Source organism: Eubacterium sp. An11 (genome assembly GCF_002161065.1).
Lineage (GTDB): Bacteria > Bacillota > Clostridia > Lachnospirales > Lachnospiraceae > Anaerobutyricum > Anaerobutyricum faecale.
In genome coordinates, this window is record NZ_NFLV01000008.1 from 115065 (window position 1) to 132810 (window position 17746).

At 43.1% G+C, this 17746-nt stretch carries 16 protein-coding genes and 2 pseudogenes; 11 read left to right on the top strand and 7 right to left on the bottom strand.

The features are described from left to right. Positions 1 to 136 precede the first annotated feature (136 nt). The 4 genes from B5E53_RS08455 (at position 137) to B5E53_RS08470 (ending at position 5328) form a co-directional block, all read left to right on the top strand. Positions 137 to 886 (top strand): response regulator transcription factor, encoded by a 750-nt coding sequence (locus tag B5E53_RS08455; protein ID WP_087314045.1) that lies wholly within the window; start codon positions 137 to 139, stop codon positions 884 to 886. Beyond that, entirely contained in the window at positions 883 to 2094 is a 1212-nt protein-coding gene (locus B5E53_RS08460; RefSeq protein WP_087314047.1) for a HAMP domain-containing sensor histidine kinase, read from the top strand. The genes B5E53_RS08455 and B5E53_RS08460 overlap by 4 nt, the downstream gene beginning before the upstream one ends. A gap of 137 nt (positions 2095 to 2231) precedes the next feature. Continuing rightward, positions 2232 to 2927 (top strand): ABC transporter ATP-binding protein, encoded by a 696-nt coding sequence (locus B5E53_RS08465; RefSeq protein ID WP_087314091.1) that lies wholly within the window; start codon positions 2232 to 2234, stop codon positions 2925 to 2927. Beyond that, entirely contained in the window at positions 2911 to 5328 is a 2418-nt protein-coding gene (locus tag B5E53_RS08470) for an ABC transporter permease (protein ID WP_087314049.1), read from the top strand. Before B5E53_RS08465 ends, B5E53_RS08470 begins: the two co-directional genes overlap by 17 nt. A 141-nt stretch (positions 5329 to 5469) precedes the next feature. Here B5E53_RS08470 and B5E53_RS08475 read toward each other — a convergent pair whose 3' ends face one another. After that, positions 5470 to 5607 (bottom strand): FeoB-associated Cys-rich membrane protein, encoded by a 138-nt coding sequence (locus B5E53_RS08475; RefSeq protein WP_087314051.1) that lies wholly within the window; start codon positions 5605 to 5607, stop codon positions 5470 to 5472. 255 nt (positions 5608 to 5862) lie between these two features. Here B5E53_RS08475 and B5E53_RS08480 point away from each other — a divergent pair, with 255 nt between their 5' ends. After that, complete coding sequence (locus B5E53_RS08480; protein ID WP_087314092.1) at positions 5863 to 6210, top strand: metal-dependent transcriptional regulator; 348 nt, start codon at positions 5863 to 5865, stop codon at positions 6208 to 6210. Between the two features lie 145 nt (positions 6211 to 6355). Here the strand turns inward: B5E53_RS08480 and B5E53_RS19605 are convergent, their stop codons facing one another. The 3 genes and pseudogenes from B5E53_RS19605 to B5E53_RS19945 all read right to left on the bottom strand — a co-directional run. Continuing rightward, on the bottom strand, positions 6356 to 7060 hold the full coding sequence (locus tag B5E53_RS19605; protein ID WP_207652111.1) for a 3D domain-containing protein: 705 nt from the start codon (positions 7058 to 7060) through the stop codon (positions 6356 to 6358). Between the two features lie 136 nt (positions 7061 to 7196). Then, positions 7197 to 8225 carry a Gfo/Idh/MocA family oxidoreductase gene (locus tag B5E53_RS08490; RefSeq protein ID WP_087314053.1) on the bottom strand — a complete coding sequence of 343 codons (1029 nt, stop codon included), beginning with the start codon at positions 8223 to 8225 and terminating at the stop codon, positions 7197 to 7199. Positions 8226 to 8462: 237 nt separating this feature from the next. Further along, positions 8463 to 8594 (bottom strand): annotated as a pseudogene (locus tag B5E53_RS19945) (SpoIVB peptidase S55 domain-containing protein); the annotation flags it as partial. A 905-nt stretch (positions 8595 to 9499) separates the two neighbouring features. Between B5E53_RS19945 and B5E53_RS19720 the strand changes: the two are divergent. Further along, a complete protein-coding gene (locus B5E53_RS19720) occupies positions 9500 to 9985 on the top strand; it encodes an Abi family protein (protein WP_343215623.1) in 486 nt (161 codons plus the stop codon). 630 nt (positions 9986 to 10615) lie between these two features. Here B5E53_RS19720 and B5E53_RS08505 read toward each other — a convergent pair. Then, positions 10616 to 10801, bottom strand: a complete 186-nt coding sequence (locus tag B5E53_RS08505; protein ID WP_087314055.1) for a helix-turn-helix domain-containing protein — start codon at positions 10799 to 10801, stop codon at positions 10616 to 10618. Positions 10802 to 10945: 144 nt separating this feature from the next. On the opposite strand from B5E53_RS08505, the pseudogene B5E53_RS08510 reads away from it, so the two are divergent. The 3 genes and pseudogenes from B5E53_RS08510 to B5E53_RS08520 all read left to right on the top strand — a co-directional run. Continuing rightward, positions 10946 to 11143, top strand: a pseudogene (locus B5E53_RS08510) (IS66 family transposase); the annotation flags it as partial. 113 nt (positions 11144 to 11256) lie between these two features. Continuing rightward, positions 11257 to 12453: an IS256 family transposase gene (locus tag B5E53_RS08515; RefSeq protein WP_087314057.1), complete on the top strand. Its 1197-nt coding sequence runs from the start codon at positions 11257 to 11259 to the stop codon at positions 12451 to 12453. 134 nt (positions 12454 to 12587) lie between these two features. Then, complete coding sequence (locus B5E53_RS08520) at positions 12588 to 12857, top strand: transposase (RefSeq protein ID WP_242963598.1); 270 nt, start codon at positions 12588 to 12590, stop codon at positions 12855 to 12857. Positions 12858 to 13078: 221 nt separating this feature from the next. Here the strand turns inward: B5E53_RS08520 and B5E53_RS08525 are convergent, their stop codons facing one another. Next, on the bottom strand, positions 13079 to 15763 hold the full coding sequence (locus B5E53_RS08525; protein ID WP_087314059.1) for a tetratricopeptide repeat protein: 2685 nt from the start codon (positions 15761 to 15763) through the stop codon (positions 13079 to 13081). Positions 15764 to 15881: 118 nt separating this feature from the next. Here B5E53_RS08525 and B5E53_RS08530 point away from each other — a divergent pair, with 118 nt between their 5' ends. Both B5E53_RS08530 and B5E53_RS08535 read left to right on the top strand, forming a co-directional pair. Then, a complete protein-coding gene (locus B5E53_RS08530) occupies positions 15882 to 16286 on the top strand; it encodes a phage holin family protein (RefSeq protein ID WP_162611862.1) in 405 nt (134 codons plus the stop codon). A 405-nt stretch (positions 16287 to 16691) separates the two neighbouring features. Further along, complete coding sequence (locus B5E53_RS08535; RefSeq protein WP_140401467.1) at positions 16692 to 17225, top strand: transposase; 534 nt, start codon at positions 16692 to 16694, stop codon at positions 17223 to 17225. A gap of 366 nt (positions 17226 to 17591) precedes the next feature. Here B5E53_RS08535 and B5E53_RS18870 read toward each other — a convergent pair. Beyond that, on the bottom strand, positions 17592 to 17746 hold a 155-nt coding region (locus B5E53_RS18870), incomplete at its 5' end, for an IS3 family transposase (protein WP_140401468.1).

Consider the following 17746-nt stretch of genomic DNA (forward strand, 5'->3'; position numbering starts at 1 on the left):
TTCAGCGTCCGGCCGCCGGACACCACCGGCAATGGCCGCTCCCCCGCCGCCCTTGCAACTTGCAAAGCAGATGGACTATAATAATGGCATTGTGACAAAGTATTTTAGAATTGATTTACCGGGGAGGAAATAAAATATGCAACATATTCTGCTTCTGGAAGACGACAAAAGCCTCATAGACGGACTGGAATACAGCCTGAAAAAGAAAGAGTTTACTGTGGATACCGCCAGAACTGTGGGCGAAGCGAGAAAGCTGCTGGCCAGCAATTCTTATGATCTGCTGCTTCTGGATGTGACTTTGCCCGACGGCAGCGGCTTTACCCTCTGCGAAGAAGTGCGCAAAACCGGCAGCACTGTGCCGATCATCTTCCTGACTGCTGCCGATGAAGAAGTTCATATCATCCGGGGTCTGGACAGCGGCGGAGACGACTACATCACAAAACCATTCCGCCTGGGCGAATTATTCTCCAGGATCCACGCGCTGCTTCGAAGGAGTGCCATGGGCGCTCACGGCAGCCATGCCGAAGCGGATCAGGCGCCGGATATCCCGGCCCGGGAGGCCGCATCCGAAACGCCGGCGCTGTCCTCCGGCGACGTGCGCATTGACCTGCTGGCCAGCCGGGCGTATCTCAGGGGAACTCCGCTGGACCTTACCGCCGCCGAGTACCGTCTGCTCTGTCTGCTGGTGCGCAACGCCGGGCTGGTGGTTACCCGCAGCATGATCCTTGACGAGCTCTGGGACGGCGCGGGACATTTTGTGGATGATAACACCCTCTCCGTATACATCCGCCGTCTGCGGGAAAAAATCGAAACCAACCCTTCCCGGCCGGAGCTTCTCGTGACTGTCCGTGGATTTGGATACCGGTGGAATGAGGTGAGATCATGACTGTTTTCCGTGAAAAACAACAGAGGACTCTTCTCTTTACCATTCTTATCCTATTTGTCCTGCAGCTTGTCACGGTCTTCATCCTCCAACAGCTGCAGGGGCAGTGGATGAGCCGGAAGATGCTTGCCCACGACAACGCAGTGGTCACTGTTCTTCTTCATGAGCGGGTTCCGGCAGACATCTGTGCCCGTGCGATCACCGGGGATGAAATGTCCCCGGCAGGAGATGCACTTCTCGACAAACTGGGACTTCCCGCAGAAAAACTACCGCACTCCCCTTTGGATACCGCCTTCCCTCTCTCCGCTTTTCTTTTTGGAGGATTGATTTTTGCCGCTGTTTTCTTTTTTCTCCGGAAACGGGAATCCCTCTGTCAGGAAGCGGCCCGGACTGTCACCCGCTTCACCGGCGGAGATTTTTCCCGCCTGCTCCCGCAGTCTGAAAACGGGGAAATTTATCATCTTTTTGATAAAATCAACACCATGGCCACCGCCCTGCAGTCCGGTCAGGAGACGGAAAGACAGCAAAAACGTTTCCTGAAAAATACCATCTCCGATATTTCCCATCAGCTGAAAACCCCTCTGGCCGCGCTTTCCATGTACCATGAGATCATGAGAGAGGAACCGGACAATGCGGAGACGATCCGGACATTTTCTGAAAAATCCACCGAGGCGGCTGCACGCATGGAACATCTCATAAAAACGCTTTTGAAACTCACCCGTCTGGACGCCGGCGGCATAGAGTTTCACAAAGACTTTTATCCCGCCGGGACTGTCGTCCGGGAATCCATCGAAGCTCTGACCACCAGAGCTGTCCGGGAACAAAAAAGGCTTTTGCTCCGGGGAGATGAACAAATATCCCTTTACTGTGACAAAGACTGGACCAGAGAAGCCATAGAAAATATTGTAAAAAATGCTCTGGACCACACGGATCCCCACGGACAGATCCACATTTCCTGGGAACGCTCACCTGCCATGACCCGTCTCACTGTCACCGATGACGGCACAGGAATCCGCGAAGAAGATATTCATCATATTTTCAAGCGTTTTTACCGAAGTCCGGATTCCACCGACACCCAGGGCGTCGGCCTGGGACTTCCCCTGGCCAAATCCATCATAGATGGACAGGGCGGCTTCCTCACCGTGGAGAGTCAGAAAGGAACCGGCACCTCCTTCGTCCTCTCCTTTCCGTCAAAGCTTACAAAACTGTAAGACCGGATTCACCGGTCTGTAAGCTGCCTCTGACATAATATACTTGTCCGGGCAGGATGGAAAATACCGGTCCGCACCGGAAAAGCTCTGCAAAAAACCATTTCCATCATTTCACAGCCGGACAGGGAGGTATATATATGGATATATTAAAAGTAGAACATCTGACCAAAATTTACGGTTCCGGAGAAAATGCGGTGAAGGCGCTGGATGACGTCTCCTTCACGGTATCCCGGGGAGAATTCGCCGCCATCGTGGGAGAATCCGGTTCCGGAAAAAGCACCCTGTTAAACTGTATCGGCGCCCTGGATCAACCTTCCGGAGGAAAAGTGTATCTGAACAACACGGATATTTTTGCCATGTCCGAGAAAAAGCGGACTATTTTCCGCCGTCGCAACATTGGATTCGTCTTCCAGTCTTTTCATCTGGTGCCGGAGCTCACCGTGGAACAAAATATCATCTTTCCCCTGCTTCTCGATTATCAGAAACCGGATCAGGCGGCGGTGGACGAAATCCTCGACGTTCTGGGGCTCACCAAACGCCGCCACCACCTGCCGGGACAGCTTTCCGGCGGACAGCAGCAGCGGACAGCCATCGGCCGGGCGCTGATCACCAGACCCATGCTGATTTTGGCCGATGAGCCCACCGGGAACCTTGACTCGCAAAACAGCCGGGATGTGGTGGAGCTTCTTACAACTGCTTCCCGTAAATATCATCAGACTATTTTGATGATCACCCACAATATCAATCTGACCTCCGCCGCTGACCGGGTACTGCGCGTCAGCGACGGCAGATTAACGGATCTGGGAGGGACATGCAATGAAAAGTTATCTTAGCCTCATTCCCATCTCCGCAAAAGTCCACCGGCGTCAGAACAGAATGACTCTTTTGTGCATCATCCTCGCCGTTTTTCTGGTGAGCACCATTTTCAGCATGGCGGATATGGAACTTCGCAGTCAGAAAATCCGTGCCATCCAAAATAACGGCAACTGGCATCTGGCCATTCAGAATATCAGCCGGGAGGACGCTGACATCATTGCCAGGAGACCAGACGTAGCCGCTTCTTCCTGGTACGATGTGATGAACTACCGTCTGAAAGAAGATTACTCACTAAACGGCTCTAAAGTCGCTATCTGCGGCGTGGAAGACAAGCTGGTGACTGACATCATGAACAATCTGGAAGAAGGGGAATTTCCGTATGAGAAGAATCAGGTACTCCTGACCCAGAATGCCAAAGACATCCTGGGCGTGGACATCGGAAGCACGGTTACCCTTACCATTCCTTCCGGCGAGGCCATGACTTTCACAGTCTCCGGTTTCGGCATGGACACAGTGCTCACCTCCAAAGTAGACGCCGTCGCTGTATTTATGTCATTGGAAACCTACCGGGAACTATTCTCAGCCGTCAATGATACCGCCATGACCGATGCTGATATGACCTACTACGTACAGTTCAGGGAAAACTGCAACATGCGCCGGTCCATTGACAATATAATAGAAGAATTTCATTTAAGCAAAGATGATGTGGGAGAAAACACAGCCCTCCTGGGGGTTCTCGGATACAGCAGCGACTCTTATATGACAGGCCTTTACGCGGCAGCTGTCGTGCTGTTCCTGTTTGTGCTGGCCGCCGGCGTCCTGATGATCGCCAGCAGTTTAAACAGCAGCGTCGCCAGGCGCACCGAATTCTTCGGTATGCTGCGCTGTCTGGGAGCAGAACCCAGACAGATCATGCGTTTTGTCCGTCTGGAAGCTCTTTACTGGTGCAAAACCGCCATTCCGGCCGGTGTCGTTCTCGGTCTGGCCGTGACATGGATCCTGTGCGCCATGCTCCGGTTCTTAAGTCCTGGCATGTTTGCCGAACTGCCGGTTTTCGGCGTCAGCGCTACCGGAATCGCCGCCGGGGCGGTGACCGGAATCCTCACAGTATTCCTGGCCGCCGGTTCCCCGGCCAAAAAGGCATCCCGGGTATCTCCGCTGACCGCAGTTTCCGGCAACGCTGCCAGACAGCCGAAAATCCGCCGGGCCGCCAATACCCGCTTCCTGAAAATCCACACAGCACTGGGCTTTCACCATGCCAGACAAAACAAAAAGAACCTTCTGCTCATGACCGGTTCCTTTGCCATCAGTATTGTCTTATTCCTGGGATTCTCCGTCTTCGTGACTTTCATGCATCATGCCCTGAATCCTCTGCAGCCTTACACACCGGATCTCTCTGTGGCCGCAGCAGACAACAGCTGCACCATCAGCAGAAATCTGGCAGAGGAAATTCAGCACATGGACGGCGTCGCCCGGGTTTACGGCCGCGGATTTGCCGACATCCCCGCTGAATATCACGGAAAAAATGTAACCATCACCCTGATCTCCTACGAAGCAAACCAGTTTGGATGGGCAGAACAAAAAGGCTGGACTGCCGGAGGGCAAAGCCTGCAAAAAGTTACCGGCGAAGAAAACTCGCAGAAAGTTGCCGGTAAAGAAAGCCGGCAGAACGTTACTGGCAACGGAAATTATGTGCTGGCCGGATACAATGCCGCCCGTCCTCTCAAGACAGGAGACCAGATTGTCACCTCCGCCGGCACACTGACTGTGGCGGACACCCTCTACCAATGTCCGTTTGATCTTGCCGGCAGCGACTGGATCCTCATCTGCTCCGAAGACACATTCACGGCCATCACTGAAAAAAATGCTTACACGATCATCGATATCCAGCTGACTTCTGATGCCACCGACGCAGATGTCAATGCCATCCGGCAATTCAGCAAGGATTCCCTGGGCGATCAACTGGCGTTTTCCGACCAGAGACTCAGCAACCAGGAGACCGCAGGAGCCTTTTACTCCTTCGCCCTCTTCGTCTATGGTTTTCTGGCCATCATCGCTATGATCGCCGCCTTTAACATTATCAACAGTATCTCCATGAGCGTCTCCGCCCGCATCAAGCAGTACGGCGCCATGCGGGCCGTGGGTATCGAGATCCGTCAGCTCATCGGAATGATCGGCGCGGAAACCTCCGTCTATGCCATATCCGGCATACTTTGCGGCAGCCTCATCGGGCTTCCCCTTCATTATTATCTCTGGCAGATGCTCATTTACGATCGCTGGAACGAAAGCTGGCAGTTCCCACTGGAAGCCTACGCGGTCATCCTGCTGGTAACAGTACTTTCCTGTGCAGCGGCCGTCTTCGGACCGGCAAAACGAATCCGGGAAACTTCCATTGTTGAGGTAATTTCTCATCAATAAAATATTCTTTACGGACATGGAAACAGCCCCCATAAAACATGGGGGCAGCTTCAACCACATAATCTCTAAACTAAAAAAGGATAAAATATGAACACTCATAATTTCTGACTGGATCAAAAATTAATGATGAGTATCTGAAAATTAATGACAATGCCCTCCGCAATGCTTACAGTCCCCACCACACTGAAGGGACTTTCCACTGCGCTTATCGCGAACCATACTTCTGACTGCCAGTCCCACGATACCTAAAAGTACTACGCCTGCAATTACTGTACCCATGACAATCTCCTTTCCGGCTGCTTCTTTCTTGTCTCCAAACAGCAGCTGCGTCTGTCATCACTTGCTGTCTGTTTCTGACGTTAGTATATACTAACATTCATTAGAAGTCAAGAACTTTTTTCGTTTCCCGGCATTTTTGTTTTCCCTGCGGGAATTGAATTATTCATCCTTTTATGATATAGTAAACAAAATGTCCAGCTAAGAAAGTATATTGAGGTGATAACATTGAGAGAAAAAAGCAACGAATCTGCTGAGATGTATCTGGAGACCATTTTAATTCTGAGTGAAAGACTCCCTGTAGTTCGTTCCGTGGATGTGGCCAACGAACTGGATTTCAAGAAGTCCAGCGTGAGCATCGCCATGAAGAATCTGCGGGAGAAAAAGCAGATCACCATGACCGACGCCGGTTATATTTATCTGACTGATGAAGGACGGGCCATTGCCGAGATGATCTATGAACGTCACAAAGTGATCGCCAAAGTTCTGGAATCCCTCGGCGTCCCAAAGGATATCGCCAATAATGACGCCTGCCGCATTGAACATGTCATCAGCCAGGAAAGCTTCGAGGCCATCAAAAAGCATATCCATAAATTTTCTCATTAATCTTTACGGTAAATTTTCTCATTTTACAAATGATTTTATGAATCGTAATCCAATGAAATATTTGCAAAACAAAAAGGAATGTACGGCATATCTCCTCACACTGGAGACATCCGATACATTCCTTTTTCTGCATTTCTTTTTTGTTTTAAATATAAACTTTGATTTTCTGATATTTTACTCCGTGGGCCATGGCCTTTCCATGACTGGCATAGTACACATCAATCTTTCTTCCCTTGATGGCTCCGCCGGTATCTTCCGCCACATATGTCTCATCGCCAATCTTTACCTTGGTTCCCAGAGGAATGAGATTCTTGTCCACGGCGATGGTGCGGTTCTCACGAGGTCTCGTGCCGCTGGCTGTAGCAGCTCCTGCCCACTGTCCCGCACAGCTTGCACAGTTACAATAACCGGTGGTCTTCACCCACATGGTCACGTAATTCTTCACTGTGACCACACACTGTGCTTTGATGTTTGTTCCGGAAATCGTGGCAGTGATGACGGTTTTCCCTTTATCCCTGGCGGTGACCATGCCACGCTTATCGACGGTCGCCACCCGCTTCTTACTGGACTTCCAGACAATCTTCTTCGTGGAAGAATTCCTGATCTTCGCGCGAAGCTTCAGCTTATCATCTCTTTCCAGAGATTTTTTTGATTTATTTAATTTTATCGTTGGTGTTGGTGCCGGCGCTTCCGCTGCCTCTGGTGCCTGCGTCTGTGGTGCCTGTGTCTGCGCTGTTTCCTGTGGATTGTATGGAGCCTCCGCCGCGGATACCCTCTGCGGTGCGAGACAGGCAAGGCCCATCATTGCCATCACTGACAGCAGGCCCAGTCTTTTTTTCACACAATTCATAATACAACCTCCTGCATAAAATATTACATACTTGTTACTTATTTTCATGCTTCAATGGAGATTATATCATAAATATTTCTATTTGTTAAGTGTTTTTAACATATTTGTAACATTTAACGGTTTTTTCAGCAACAAATTAAAATTTAATGCCCGCTTTCGTGCGCGCTTTCTCCAAAACTCCCACCACCGTCACTGACTCTGCCAAGTATTCCTGCGCTGTCTCATAGTCCTTATCGTCAATCATTCTGGCAAAATCCGTAAATTCCTGCATCATACGATGATGCTTCTCCGGTGCCTTAAAATCCTCCGTCTTTGTGGCCCGGACCATGGCTCCCGCCGCGTCTCTGACCTTCTCCTTTACATTTTCATCCACGTAGGTTGTCAGCAGAGCATCCGCAATATTCGGCTTACTGTCGACTTTCATCCAGCCTTTTTCCCCCTGAATGGAAATGAATCCCGGACTGTCAGAATCTTTGGCTCCCGTGCAGACTGCGCTGAACCCGTCATATTTAAGAATCAGAGTGCCGGAAGTATCCACGCCATTCGGTCCGATGTTCGGATAATACTCCACATCTTCCGGCTCTCCAAACAGTCCGACGCAGTAATGCACATTGTAGACATTAATATCATACAAAGCCCCTCCGTAATAATCCGGATCAAAGGAGTGGGTGATATCTCCCGCCAGGTAGGCGTCATAGCGGCTGGAATACTGAGAATAATTACAGAGCGCCATCCGAAGAGTACCTAATTTCGCTAGATTCTTCTTCATCTCATCAAAAACCTCGTTGTGAAGAACGGTGACCGCCTCAAAAAGAAAAAGTTTCTTATCCTCCGCAAGCTTCTTCAGCTCCTTTGCCTCCTCGTAAAATCCGGTGAAAGGCTTCTCCAGAATCACATTTTTTCCGTGCAGAAGAGCTTCTTTCGCATACGGATAATGCGCGTTATTGACAAGGCCGATATAGACCGTATCCGCCTCCGTGTTTTTGAGCAGCTCCTCGTAATCCGTGTAAATCTCCGGAATCCCATACTGCTGCGCGAAAGCTTCCGCCTTTCCGCGGCTGTGTGGTCTTGCGAAAATCGCAGTCATCTCAATACTTTCCACCGGCTCCGCCGCAAACAGCGCGTCTTCGATAATTTTTCCTGTACCAATAAATGCAAGCTTCATAGGGTCCTCCTTATATCGTAATATTTCAGCTTAGTTTAGCATATACCCAGGAGTATTGTAAGTATATTTTTTATCCTTTCCTCTCCCGATCATTTCAACAAGTCCGGCATCAGAAATTCGAGATATAAGGAAAGGGACAATCTACTCACAGAAGACTGTCCCTGTTAATCAGGCAAACCATATCCTTAATATTGGCATATTAATGATTTATTTTTCCCCACACAGTTCTTCCCCTTCTCACCTCTCCCCGGCTTCCTCCATCATAGTCTCCGCGCAGATGCCGTATCCTCTGGTGGGATCGTCCACGAAGACATGGGTCACCGCACCGATCAGTTTCCCGTCCTGGATGATGGGACTGCCGCTCTGGAGTGTGTCAAGACAGGGACAACATTTTTTTCACTTTTTCACCTGTTAATACATATCTTATCATAAATATTCCTTTTTTTGATCGATTAGCTATATTATTTTTCAGTAAATAAATTTAAAGGCCTCCTGCAAGTAGCTGTCGGGCAACAGCCGCATTGGAATCACACCATCTTATTCAGACCAGACACTTTGTCTGGAAGTATCATTATCCGAAACAGCCTCTTCGCCACAAAGTTCCCAACCTTTGCTGCAGCCTGATCAAAACCGCTCCAATCTTTTCTCACGAATACGACTTGCTTTACAGCAACATGGCGCAAAATAAGTATACCTTACGATTTACTATTTGATTATCATGGCGTATCAACCGCCGGGCTCCACTGTTTCTTATTGTCCTGCAGGATGACTATGAAATTATCAAGTTGCATTTTTACGAGGAACATAAAAAGAATATTCCTAATTTCCCCTTCATAACAAAGACAGGAGAAAAACAGGAAAAAATCGAAAGAAAGAGAAATTTTTTATATTTTAGATATAGCAATCAAATGCGAACAGTTAATGATAATAGATGAAGATAAAATTCCCATGGCACTACATGCCGAATCTTTGCATATTGTCTTTTCTCTTCGAATACAATAACCAACGGACAAAGCCGTTGGATTTGCTAAAAACCGTTGACTTTTGAGTGAATCCGTACTTAGACTCTATCTTAGTGATCAGGTTTCAGATACTTGTGAGGACTGAGACTGGGGGAGGACCTGCGGGCCCTCCTTTTTTTATTCTGAAAACAAGAAGAGGGGAAAGTTTTTTCAAAACCGTTTCTTACATATCACCAGCGACTTGATAAACTACAGAATGAAAAAAACTCCAAATTTATGACCGGGAAACTGCAAAAGAAATTCTAAAAAAATATTGGATATTTTTCCTTAATCGGAGGATATAAAACACCGTTCATCAACCCAATGACCCATATTTACCAGAATAATGCTTCTTTTGAGGATATCTATGTCCTGTACCAGTTTGATCTTTCCCTGCGTGAACTTGTTTTCAAATATTTATATGAAATAGAATGTAAAATCCGGCAGCTTATTTCCTACCATTTTTGCAGTCTCCATGGTGAGCAACAGATTGCATACCTCACTCCTGAAAATTACAATCATACAAAAAAGAATGCTGCTGATATAGCTCGCCTAATCCAGATCTTATCCTACCAGGCAAATAAAAATACGGAACATAATTATGTTGTTCACCAGCGTAAGGTCTATCATAACGTCCTTTTATGGGTACTGACCAACACCCTGACTTTTGGACAGATTTCCAGGTTTTACACTTTGCTTCCTTTCCAGCTGCAAAGCGGCATCAGCAAAGATTTTCCAGGCGTAAATGAAAAAAATTAGAACGTTATCTGAAAATTCTTACCCTATTCCGGAATGTATGCGCACATAACGAGCGGCTGTATTCTTTTCGGATTCAGATTGATTTTCCAGATACAATACTTCATCAGAAACTGAATATACCAAAAAAAGGAAATCAATATCTTTCTGGAAAACGTGATTTGTTTGGTCTGGTCATCGCTTTCCGTTACTTGCTTCCTAAACAAGATTTTCTGGAATTTAAACACGCATTGACCGGTGTTATCAATAAGTATATAAAAAACAGCGGGCAGATCAGCGAATCTTCCATTTTAAATATGATGGGATTTCCTGTAAACTGGAAAAAAATTACGCGATACAACATTTAAGAAGGATTCAAAATCTTGTTCGTCCATTCACAGGCGTTTTTGTAAAACCCTTGGTATTACATGAATAACTGCATTTGCTTTTAATCTCTCTCCAAAATCATCCACTTTTTGCCAGATAGGGGAGCCTTTTGTATGGGCTGTTTGTTTCCACTTCTTTCAACAGACTATCATAGTCTTTCGTATTTAATATTTCTTCTCGGTCCATGAAGTCCCCCTCCTTCTGCCCATACCATATCTCATTTTTTCAAAAAAATTTAGGATGTCGATTTTGTAATTTGACATGAAATCAGTTAAAACCTTCCGGCAAATTATCCAGCCAGTCATCAAAGCTCTTTTTGGAAATATGGTACTTTCCACCATTCAGCTGGATCCACCGGAATTCATTTTTCTTCAGAAGGTTATAGACCGTCGGTCTGCTGACTCCAAGGACCTCCTGTAACTCATTTACTGTATAACATCTTTTTTCTGCCATATGTCATTACCTCTCCTTTCATTATTTTGGAGGCGGCAAATAAATGTCCCTCTATATATCCAAAGTTTCAGAGGGTCTTATACAGCATGTTTCAATAAAAAAATCAAAAAGTGAAGTGATATACTAGTGTTGTAACAGTAGTATATCACTTCAAATTCCATCCAGCCTTTTACAGTGGGCAGAAAGAACTGGCTTTTTTGTGCAACCCCGGAAGGGGCACACGCAAGCGCTGTGGCATATACCATGGTTGAGATGGCAAAAGCCCATGATTTAAATATTTTTAAATACCTGACTTATGTCCTGGAGCACCGGCCAAATGAAGATATGAGCGATGAACAGTGATGACGTATAATAAGTTTCGCAAAAATAAAATTTCATAAAAATAGACATGGTCTATAGCCGTTTGGTAGAATTAAGTCACCACAACAAAATTTATCAAAGGAGGCTATAAAACCATGTCTGATAAGATTATACAGCTAAATGAGGACTTAATAAAGCATGATTTAAAGGATCTTGTCCGCAGCAGTGTCGAAGAAACCTTAAATGCCCTGCTCGACAAAGAAGCTGATGAGTTAGTCAATGCGGAGAAATACGAACGATCTGCTGACCGTCAAGGATACCGTTCCGGTCACTATAAGCGGAATCTTCATACAACAGCAGGGAAAGTGGAACTGAAAGTTCCTAAACTCAAGGGTGTTCCTTTTGAAACTGCCATTATTGAACGGTACCGCCGCAGAGAATCTTCTGTTGAAGAAGCACTCATCGAGATGTATCTTGCCGGCGTTTCTGTCCGTCGTGTAGAGGATATCACCGAAGCTTTATGGGGAACAAAAGTATCTCCCGGAACGATCAGCAACCTCAATAAAAAGGCCTATGAACATATCGAAACCTGGCGGACCCGCCCTCTCTCCGGGAACTATCCATATGTTTATGTGGATGGTGTTTATCTGAAACGCAGCTGGGGTGGCGAGATCCAGAATGTTTCCGTTCTAGTTGCAATCGGCGTCAGCCAGGATGGATGCCGTGAAATTCTTGGAGCTGCTGAAGGTATGAAAGAGGATCGTGAGAGCTGGCGTTCTTTCTTTGTATGGCTGAAGGAACGCGGTCTTACTGGTGTACGCCTCATTATAGGTGATAAAAATCTGGGGATGCTGGAAACCATTCCGGAAGTTTTCCCAGATGCCAAATATCAGCGCTGTACCGTGCACTTTTACAGAAACATCTTTTCCGTTACACCACGTAACAAGATGAAAACGGTAGCTCTCATGCTGAAAGCAATCCATGCTCAGGAAAGTAAAGAAGCAGCCAAGGAGAAAGCAATCCAGGTAGCTGAAAAACTGAAAGCTATGAAGCTTGCCAAAGCTGCAAAAAAGGTGGAAGATGGCATCGAAGAAACATTAACCTATATGGATTTTCCCAGCCAGCACTGGACTCGGATCCGGACGAACAATACGATTGAACGCCTCAATCGAGAGATCAAACGTCGAACTAAAGCAATTGGCGCTTTCCCAGATGGACAAAGTGCTTTAATGCTCGTATGTGCCAGACTGCGTCATGTAGCAGCAACCAACTGGGGAGCCAGACGCTACATGAACATGGATCATCTTTTCAAAGCAGAGGAGGATCTACTGTCTGATATCATAGCTGGTTGACTGCCGACTACCAAACGGCTGAATTTAATTTTTGCGAAAAAACCTTGACACTATCAATAGAGTAAAATACTCGCATCCAGATGCTCTAGCATCTGGGTGTTATTTTTTCGCTAGCACCTTAAGATAAGGCGCTTATGTTATTTGCGAAAAAAACAGAAGACCTGGAAAACTGGATGGAGGAATGCTGTCTGCTGCAGATAGAAGAACTGGATAGTTTTGTAAATGGGATTGAAAGAGATAAAGATGCGATAAAGAATACGATACAATTCGATTACAATAATGGGCTTGCGGAGGGAAGCGTAAATAAACTGAAAGTAATAAAGCGGATCATGTATGGCCGCAACAGCTTTGAACTGTTAAAGTCTAAGTTGTTGCGGCTTGAATCAAATCGGAAAATCAACTAACTGTGGAAAGAACCCAAACATGCTTGACCACAACATTGGTATCCGATGTACAGGTTTCTTTTATTCTTCCATAATAAAGGATTCTCCTATGAATTAGATTTGTAAACGGTAAATAGTCGCTTACTTTTAATCTTACGGCCTGCTTTTTTCTATAATTCTTTTTCAAATCGTGTTTACATGCAATAGGAAGAACAATGGCAGTTATTTTTGACAGAATTTGTTTAAAACTCATTGTTTTGCATTTCTGCCTCTAGTTCAATAATCGACCTTTTCAATTGTATTGCTAACCAATTGTCAAATGATTGAAGCACTCCCATCTTTTTATGAACAGTCTGCAAATGTTTATAAACAAGCATCACATCACTATGATTCTGATCAAGAGTATCACTTAACAACTTATATGCTAAAAGAAAATATGGTAAAGCCAATTTGATTTTTCCGTCTGTAAGATATGTTGTTCCCATTCCGTCAATTGCTTTAGCTGTTTCTGGGTGTGATAAACCCAAGCTATTTTTTCCAACTTCAATTGCTTTAATGTAATAATCTCTTGCTTTTTTTAAATCACCTTTATCGGCAAATATACTTGCTAAATTTGCCCTTTCCAAAGCAGAATTTGGATGTTGTTCACCATATGTTGCTTGGTAAACATCAAGAGATTTTTCTGTATATTTTATAGCATCATCATACCGTTTTAGTCTCCAATATACACTGCCAAGGTTATTATATGTAATAGCTGTATTTGAATTCATGCTGCCGAGCTGTTTCTCTTTAATTCTAAGAGCTAACATTAAATACTTTAAAGCCGATTTTTCGTCATGTTTCTGATGATACGCTTCACCTATGTTATTATAATCTGCCGCGATCTCAATATGTTCATCGCCAAGTATCTTCAACTCAATGGCAAGACATTTTTGATACCACTCAATACCCGAGTCATAGTCTCCATTTCGAACTAATGCCAATCCTAAATTATTATAAGCAGTTGCTGTATCAAGATTTTCTTTACCTAAGCTTGATTCTAAAATATTAATGGCCTTTTTATGCCATTTTATTGCCTTTTGATAGTCACCGGTCTTTGTATATGACAAACCAATATTGTCATACTGTATCGCTGTATCAGGATGATCCTTTCCTAGATACTGTTCTTTTATTTTAAGTGAATTAAAATAATTACTAAAAGCATTAGCAAACATGCCGCAATCATCGTAACACTCGCCTATTTTATCATATACATTTGCTAATTTTATATTATCTGCTTTGGCAAAGATAGAATAGTATTCAGCAATAGATTCCGCATGAATAGCTATTTGCATAAATCGTGATACACTATTAGGTTCTTCGCATGAAGTCGGAAGATATTTTTCTAACATATCAAAATCTAATTGAAGCCATCCGATCTTATCAGAACTACTTACTTCTTCAATTTCCTGATATTTCCTGATTACTTCCTGAACAAGCCTGTGAATATTAATTAAGTCAGCTGTTCCGCTAGTCAAAGAATACGTTCGAAGCCCTGTAACGATACGATTTATTGTTAACTGTTTTGATAGATCATCTGACAATGGAGTTGGAAGTTGACTTCTCATTTCCACAAAAAATTTTATCGGAATGTTATCTGCTCCCATATAGGCACAAAGATTTAATAATTGTCGAGAACTCTCTTCAAGTGCCGCAAAAGAAATATGCCATGTTGACGTAACAATACTTTCATAATACTCTGGTGAGGCGTATTTGTCTGAAAAAACATCAATACTTGATTGTTTTAATAATTCTAAATAACCGGAAATAGAACAACGAACTTCTTTTATATATGCCCCCGCTTGTTCTAATGCGAGAGGTAAATATCCTAAGCGCTTTATCAATACTGTTGATTTTTCGCTAAAATCATTGTACTTATAATACTCCATTTTGCATTCATTATTTTTTGATAGCCTCCTTTTCATAAAAAGCAACGCTTCATTTAAATTGAATACATCAAGAAGGAACGGCGTTCCATAGTCAATACGGTTATTTCTCGTAGTTATAAGAATTCGCCCATTTATTTTATCAGGTAAGTAAGGCGTTATCGTATCCAAAGTTTCAAGATTGTCAAATACCAATAGCCAGCTACGGTTTTCTGATAACCAAGTTTTAATTACCCGTTGTAAATCTTTGGTGTTATAATTTACTGGCAAAAATAGATTAAAATGCTCTGCGAAATCCACAAAAGTATTATAAACAGAATATCCACTTTCTGCATCTATAAACCAAATGCATGTTTTATATTTGTAATGATAGTTATATGCATATTGAATTGCAAGTTGTGTTTTTCCAATTCCTCCAAGACCTGAAATAGTTTGACAAATACTGATAGTATCTTTCTTTTCCTTATAAAAAAGAGAGTCGATATTTTGTAATACTTCTACCCGTCCACTAAAGAATCTATTTTGTTCTGGAAGATTATTTGTACACATAGTTTCATTTTGAACTGTATTTGGTCTACTAATTACATAAAGGCATATATTCCCTAAAAAACTTGCCAAGTTTTGTATATTCGCCAATAGTAACAACTTTTTCTTTTTTGATTCAGAAATAGAAAAATCATATATAATTAGAGTTCTCATATTTTCCAAGAAATCATCGAGAAGCGAAGGAATTATTTTAGGAATAAGATTTTCTTTTAAATACGTTTCAGCATAATCAATCACTTCTTTTTTACTTGTACCTCGCTGAATTTCGAGCTTTACATCTCTTTTTCCCTTGAGTAAGTAACTGCATTCACCTTTTTCAGCATAATATGGATTTCCATTTTTGTCTTTTAAATCTAATGGTTCATAGACACAAGCTAAAAGAATGTTAACTAACTCTTCGTTATTAAGTTTAGTGGCATAAATTAATTCATTTGCAAACTTGGCAAACGTCAGCATATATCCTCTCCTTTCTTGCAACTTTATGCAACTTTATGTAAACGACATCTTATCCCATCTAAAATATAATTTTAAATGTAAAAAACAAAAATATTTCATACATGAAAGGAGAACACATATGTCCTATATTATTTATCTTAGTAAATTTATTGACATTCTAATTTGGTTTTTAGGGGGCTTCGATGGCTTATTATTGGCATTAATAATTTTTGTTAGTTCCGAGTATATATCGTCCGTTTTATTACTCTTTTTCCTACATCAGTTTTCGTTTAAGTTTATTGCACAGTGGGTTTCAAATAAATGTGTGCTATTTTTATTAATAGGTATTGCTAATACAATAGATACTTTGCTAATCAAAAATGGTGAATCCTTGCGAGCAATTACATTATGGTTTTATATATCTTATGAACTCATCATTATTTTAGAAAATTCGACAAAACTTGGCTTACCTATTCCAGAAAATTTTATTAATTTTATCGATGGAATTTTGAAGCATTTTAAAGGGGAAAATTCTGGTGATTAACTAGGCTAAATATCTATTTGGGTTAATTATAACAAAATAAAAAGGAAAAATGAAGTACAGTATATTATACTATTATTTTTCTTGTATGGGTGCATTATGCAGAACCCAGCGGACTCCGATGCGTTTCAGAACAGACACCATGCGGAACATAACAAACATTTGACTTGTTGGAAATGCAGCATTCGGTGGCGAATATGGAAAAGGTCCATAATCTCAACATTTTTTAAATATCTGATCTATATTCTGGAACACCTTCTAAATAAAAATATGAATGATAAATAGTTGGCATCATTATCACCGTGGATCCAGAATGTGGATCAATACCTGTAAAAATGAAATAAAATGAACCGGGGGTGCGGACAAAAAGTTGGACTCCCCATGGACTCCGAAAGGAGTTAAATTAGAATGTATTCGCAAGACAAAATTGCTGTCGCTTTAAAAGTCTATCATCAGTGTCAATCAGTAACCACCACGATTCAATTTCTTGGTTATCCTACCAGACGGATACTGTATACATGGATAGCTAATGAAGGCGTCACTAAACCGAAACGAAAACCTTTGGAGCTAGTAAATACGGCAGATCATCCCCGGAATCCACCTGTTCAAGTAAAAATGGATGCCATTCATCGTTGCTTTGAACTTGGAGAAAGTATAAAATCAGTATCAGAAGATATCGGCTATACCAGAGCCAGCATTTACAGTTGGCGAAAAAAATATCTCCATGGAGGTGTTCCCGCATTGATGAATTGTAAAAATATTAAACCAAATACTCTTACAGAAGGTTCTTCTTCCAGATCATCTATTCCTGAACTGATGCAATTACAGGATCAGATCAGGAACATGCAGATGGAGATTGACATTCTGAAAGAAACTATCAATGTCCTAAAAAAAGATCCCGGCATCGATCAGACGCTCTCAAAAACAGGGAGAAGGCAGTGATCATCGATGCCCTGAAGAATAAATATTCACTGCCTGATCTACTAAAAAGGCTTGAACTACCAAAAAGCAGCTACTATTATCAGGAAGCTTCTATGAAAAAACCTGATAAATACAATGATTGAAGTGATATACTACTGTTACAACACTAGTATATCACTTCAAAGAGCTACAAAGACTGTTAGAAATGTATTCACAGAAAAATATGGCGATTTCTATGATACATACAAAACGGTTTCTTAGTGTTGTTTCAGAGTTATGTGTAGAACAAGAAAAACGAATGGAAAAAACAGAAAAATAATACCGCTCATAGGACAAAAATGAGAGACAGAGTAAGTAGCCCCAGGTTGGAAAGTTTTCTTGGACTGGTTATGCAACCAAACCGAGACTTTGACGATACTCCCATAGGCTCATATTCCCTAGAGATGTTTTAATCCGCTTTGTATTATACCACATCAGATATTCATTCAGATAGGGGTTGCCATTACCGATGGCCAGGCTGGATAGAACGGATGAACAAAGCA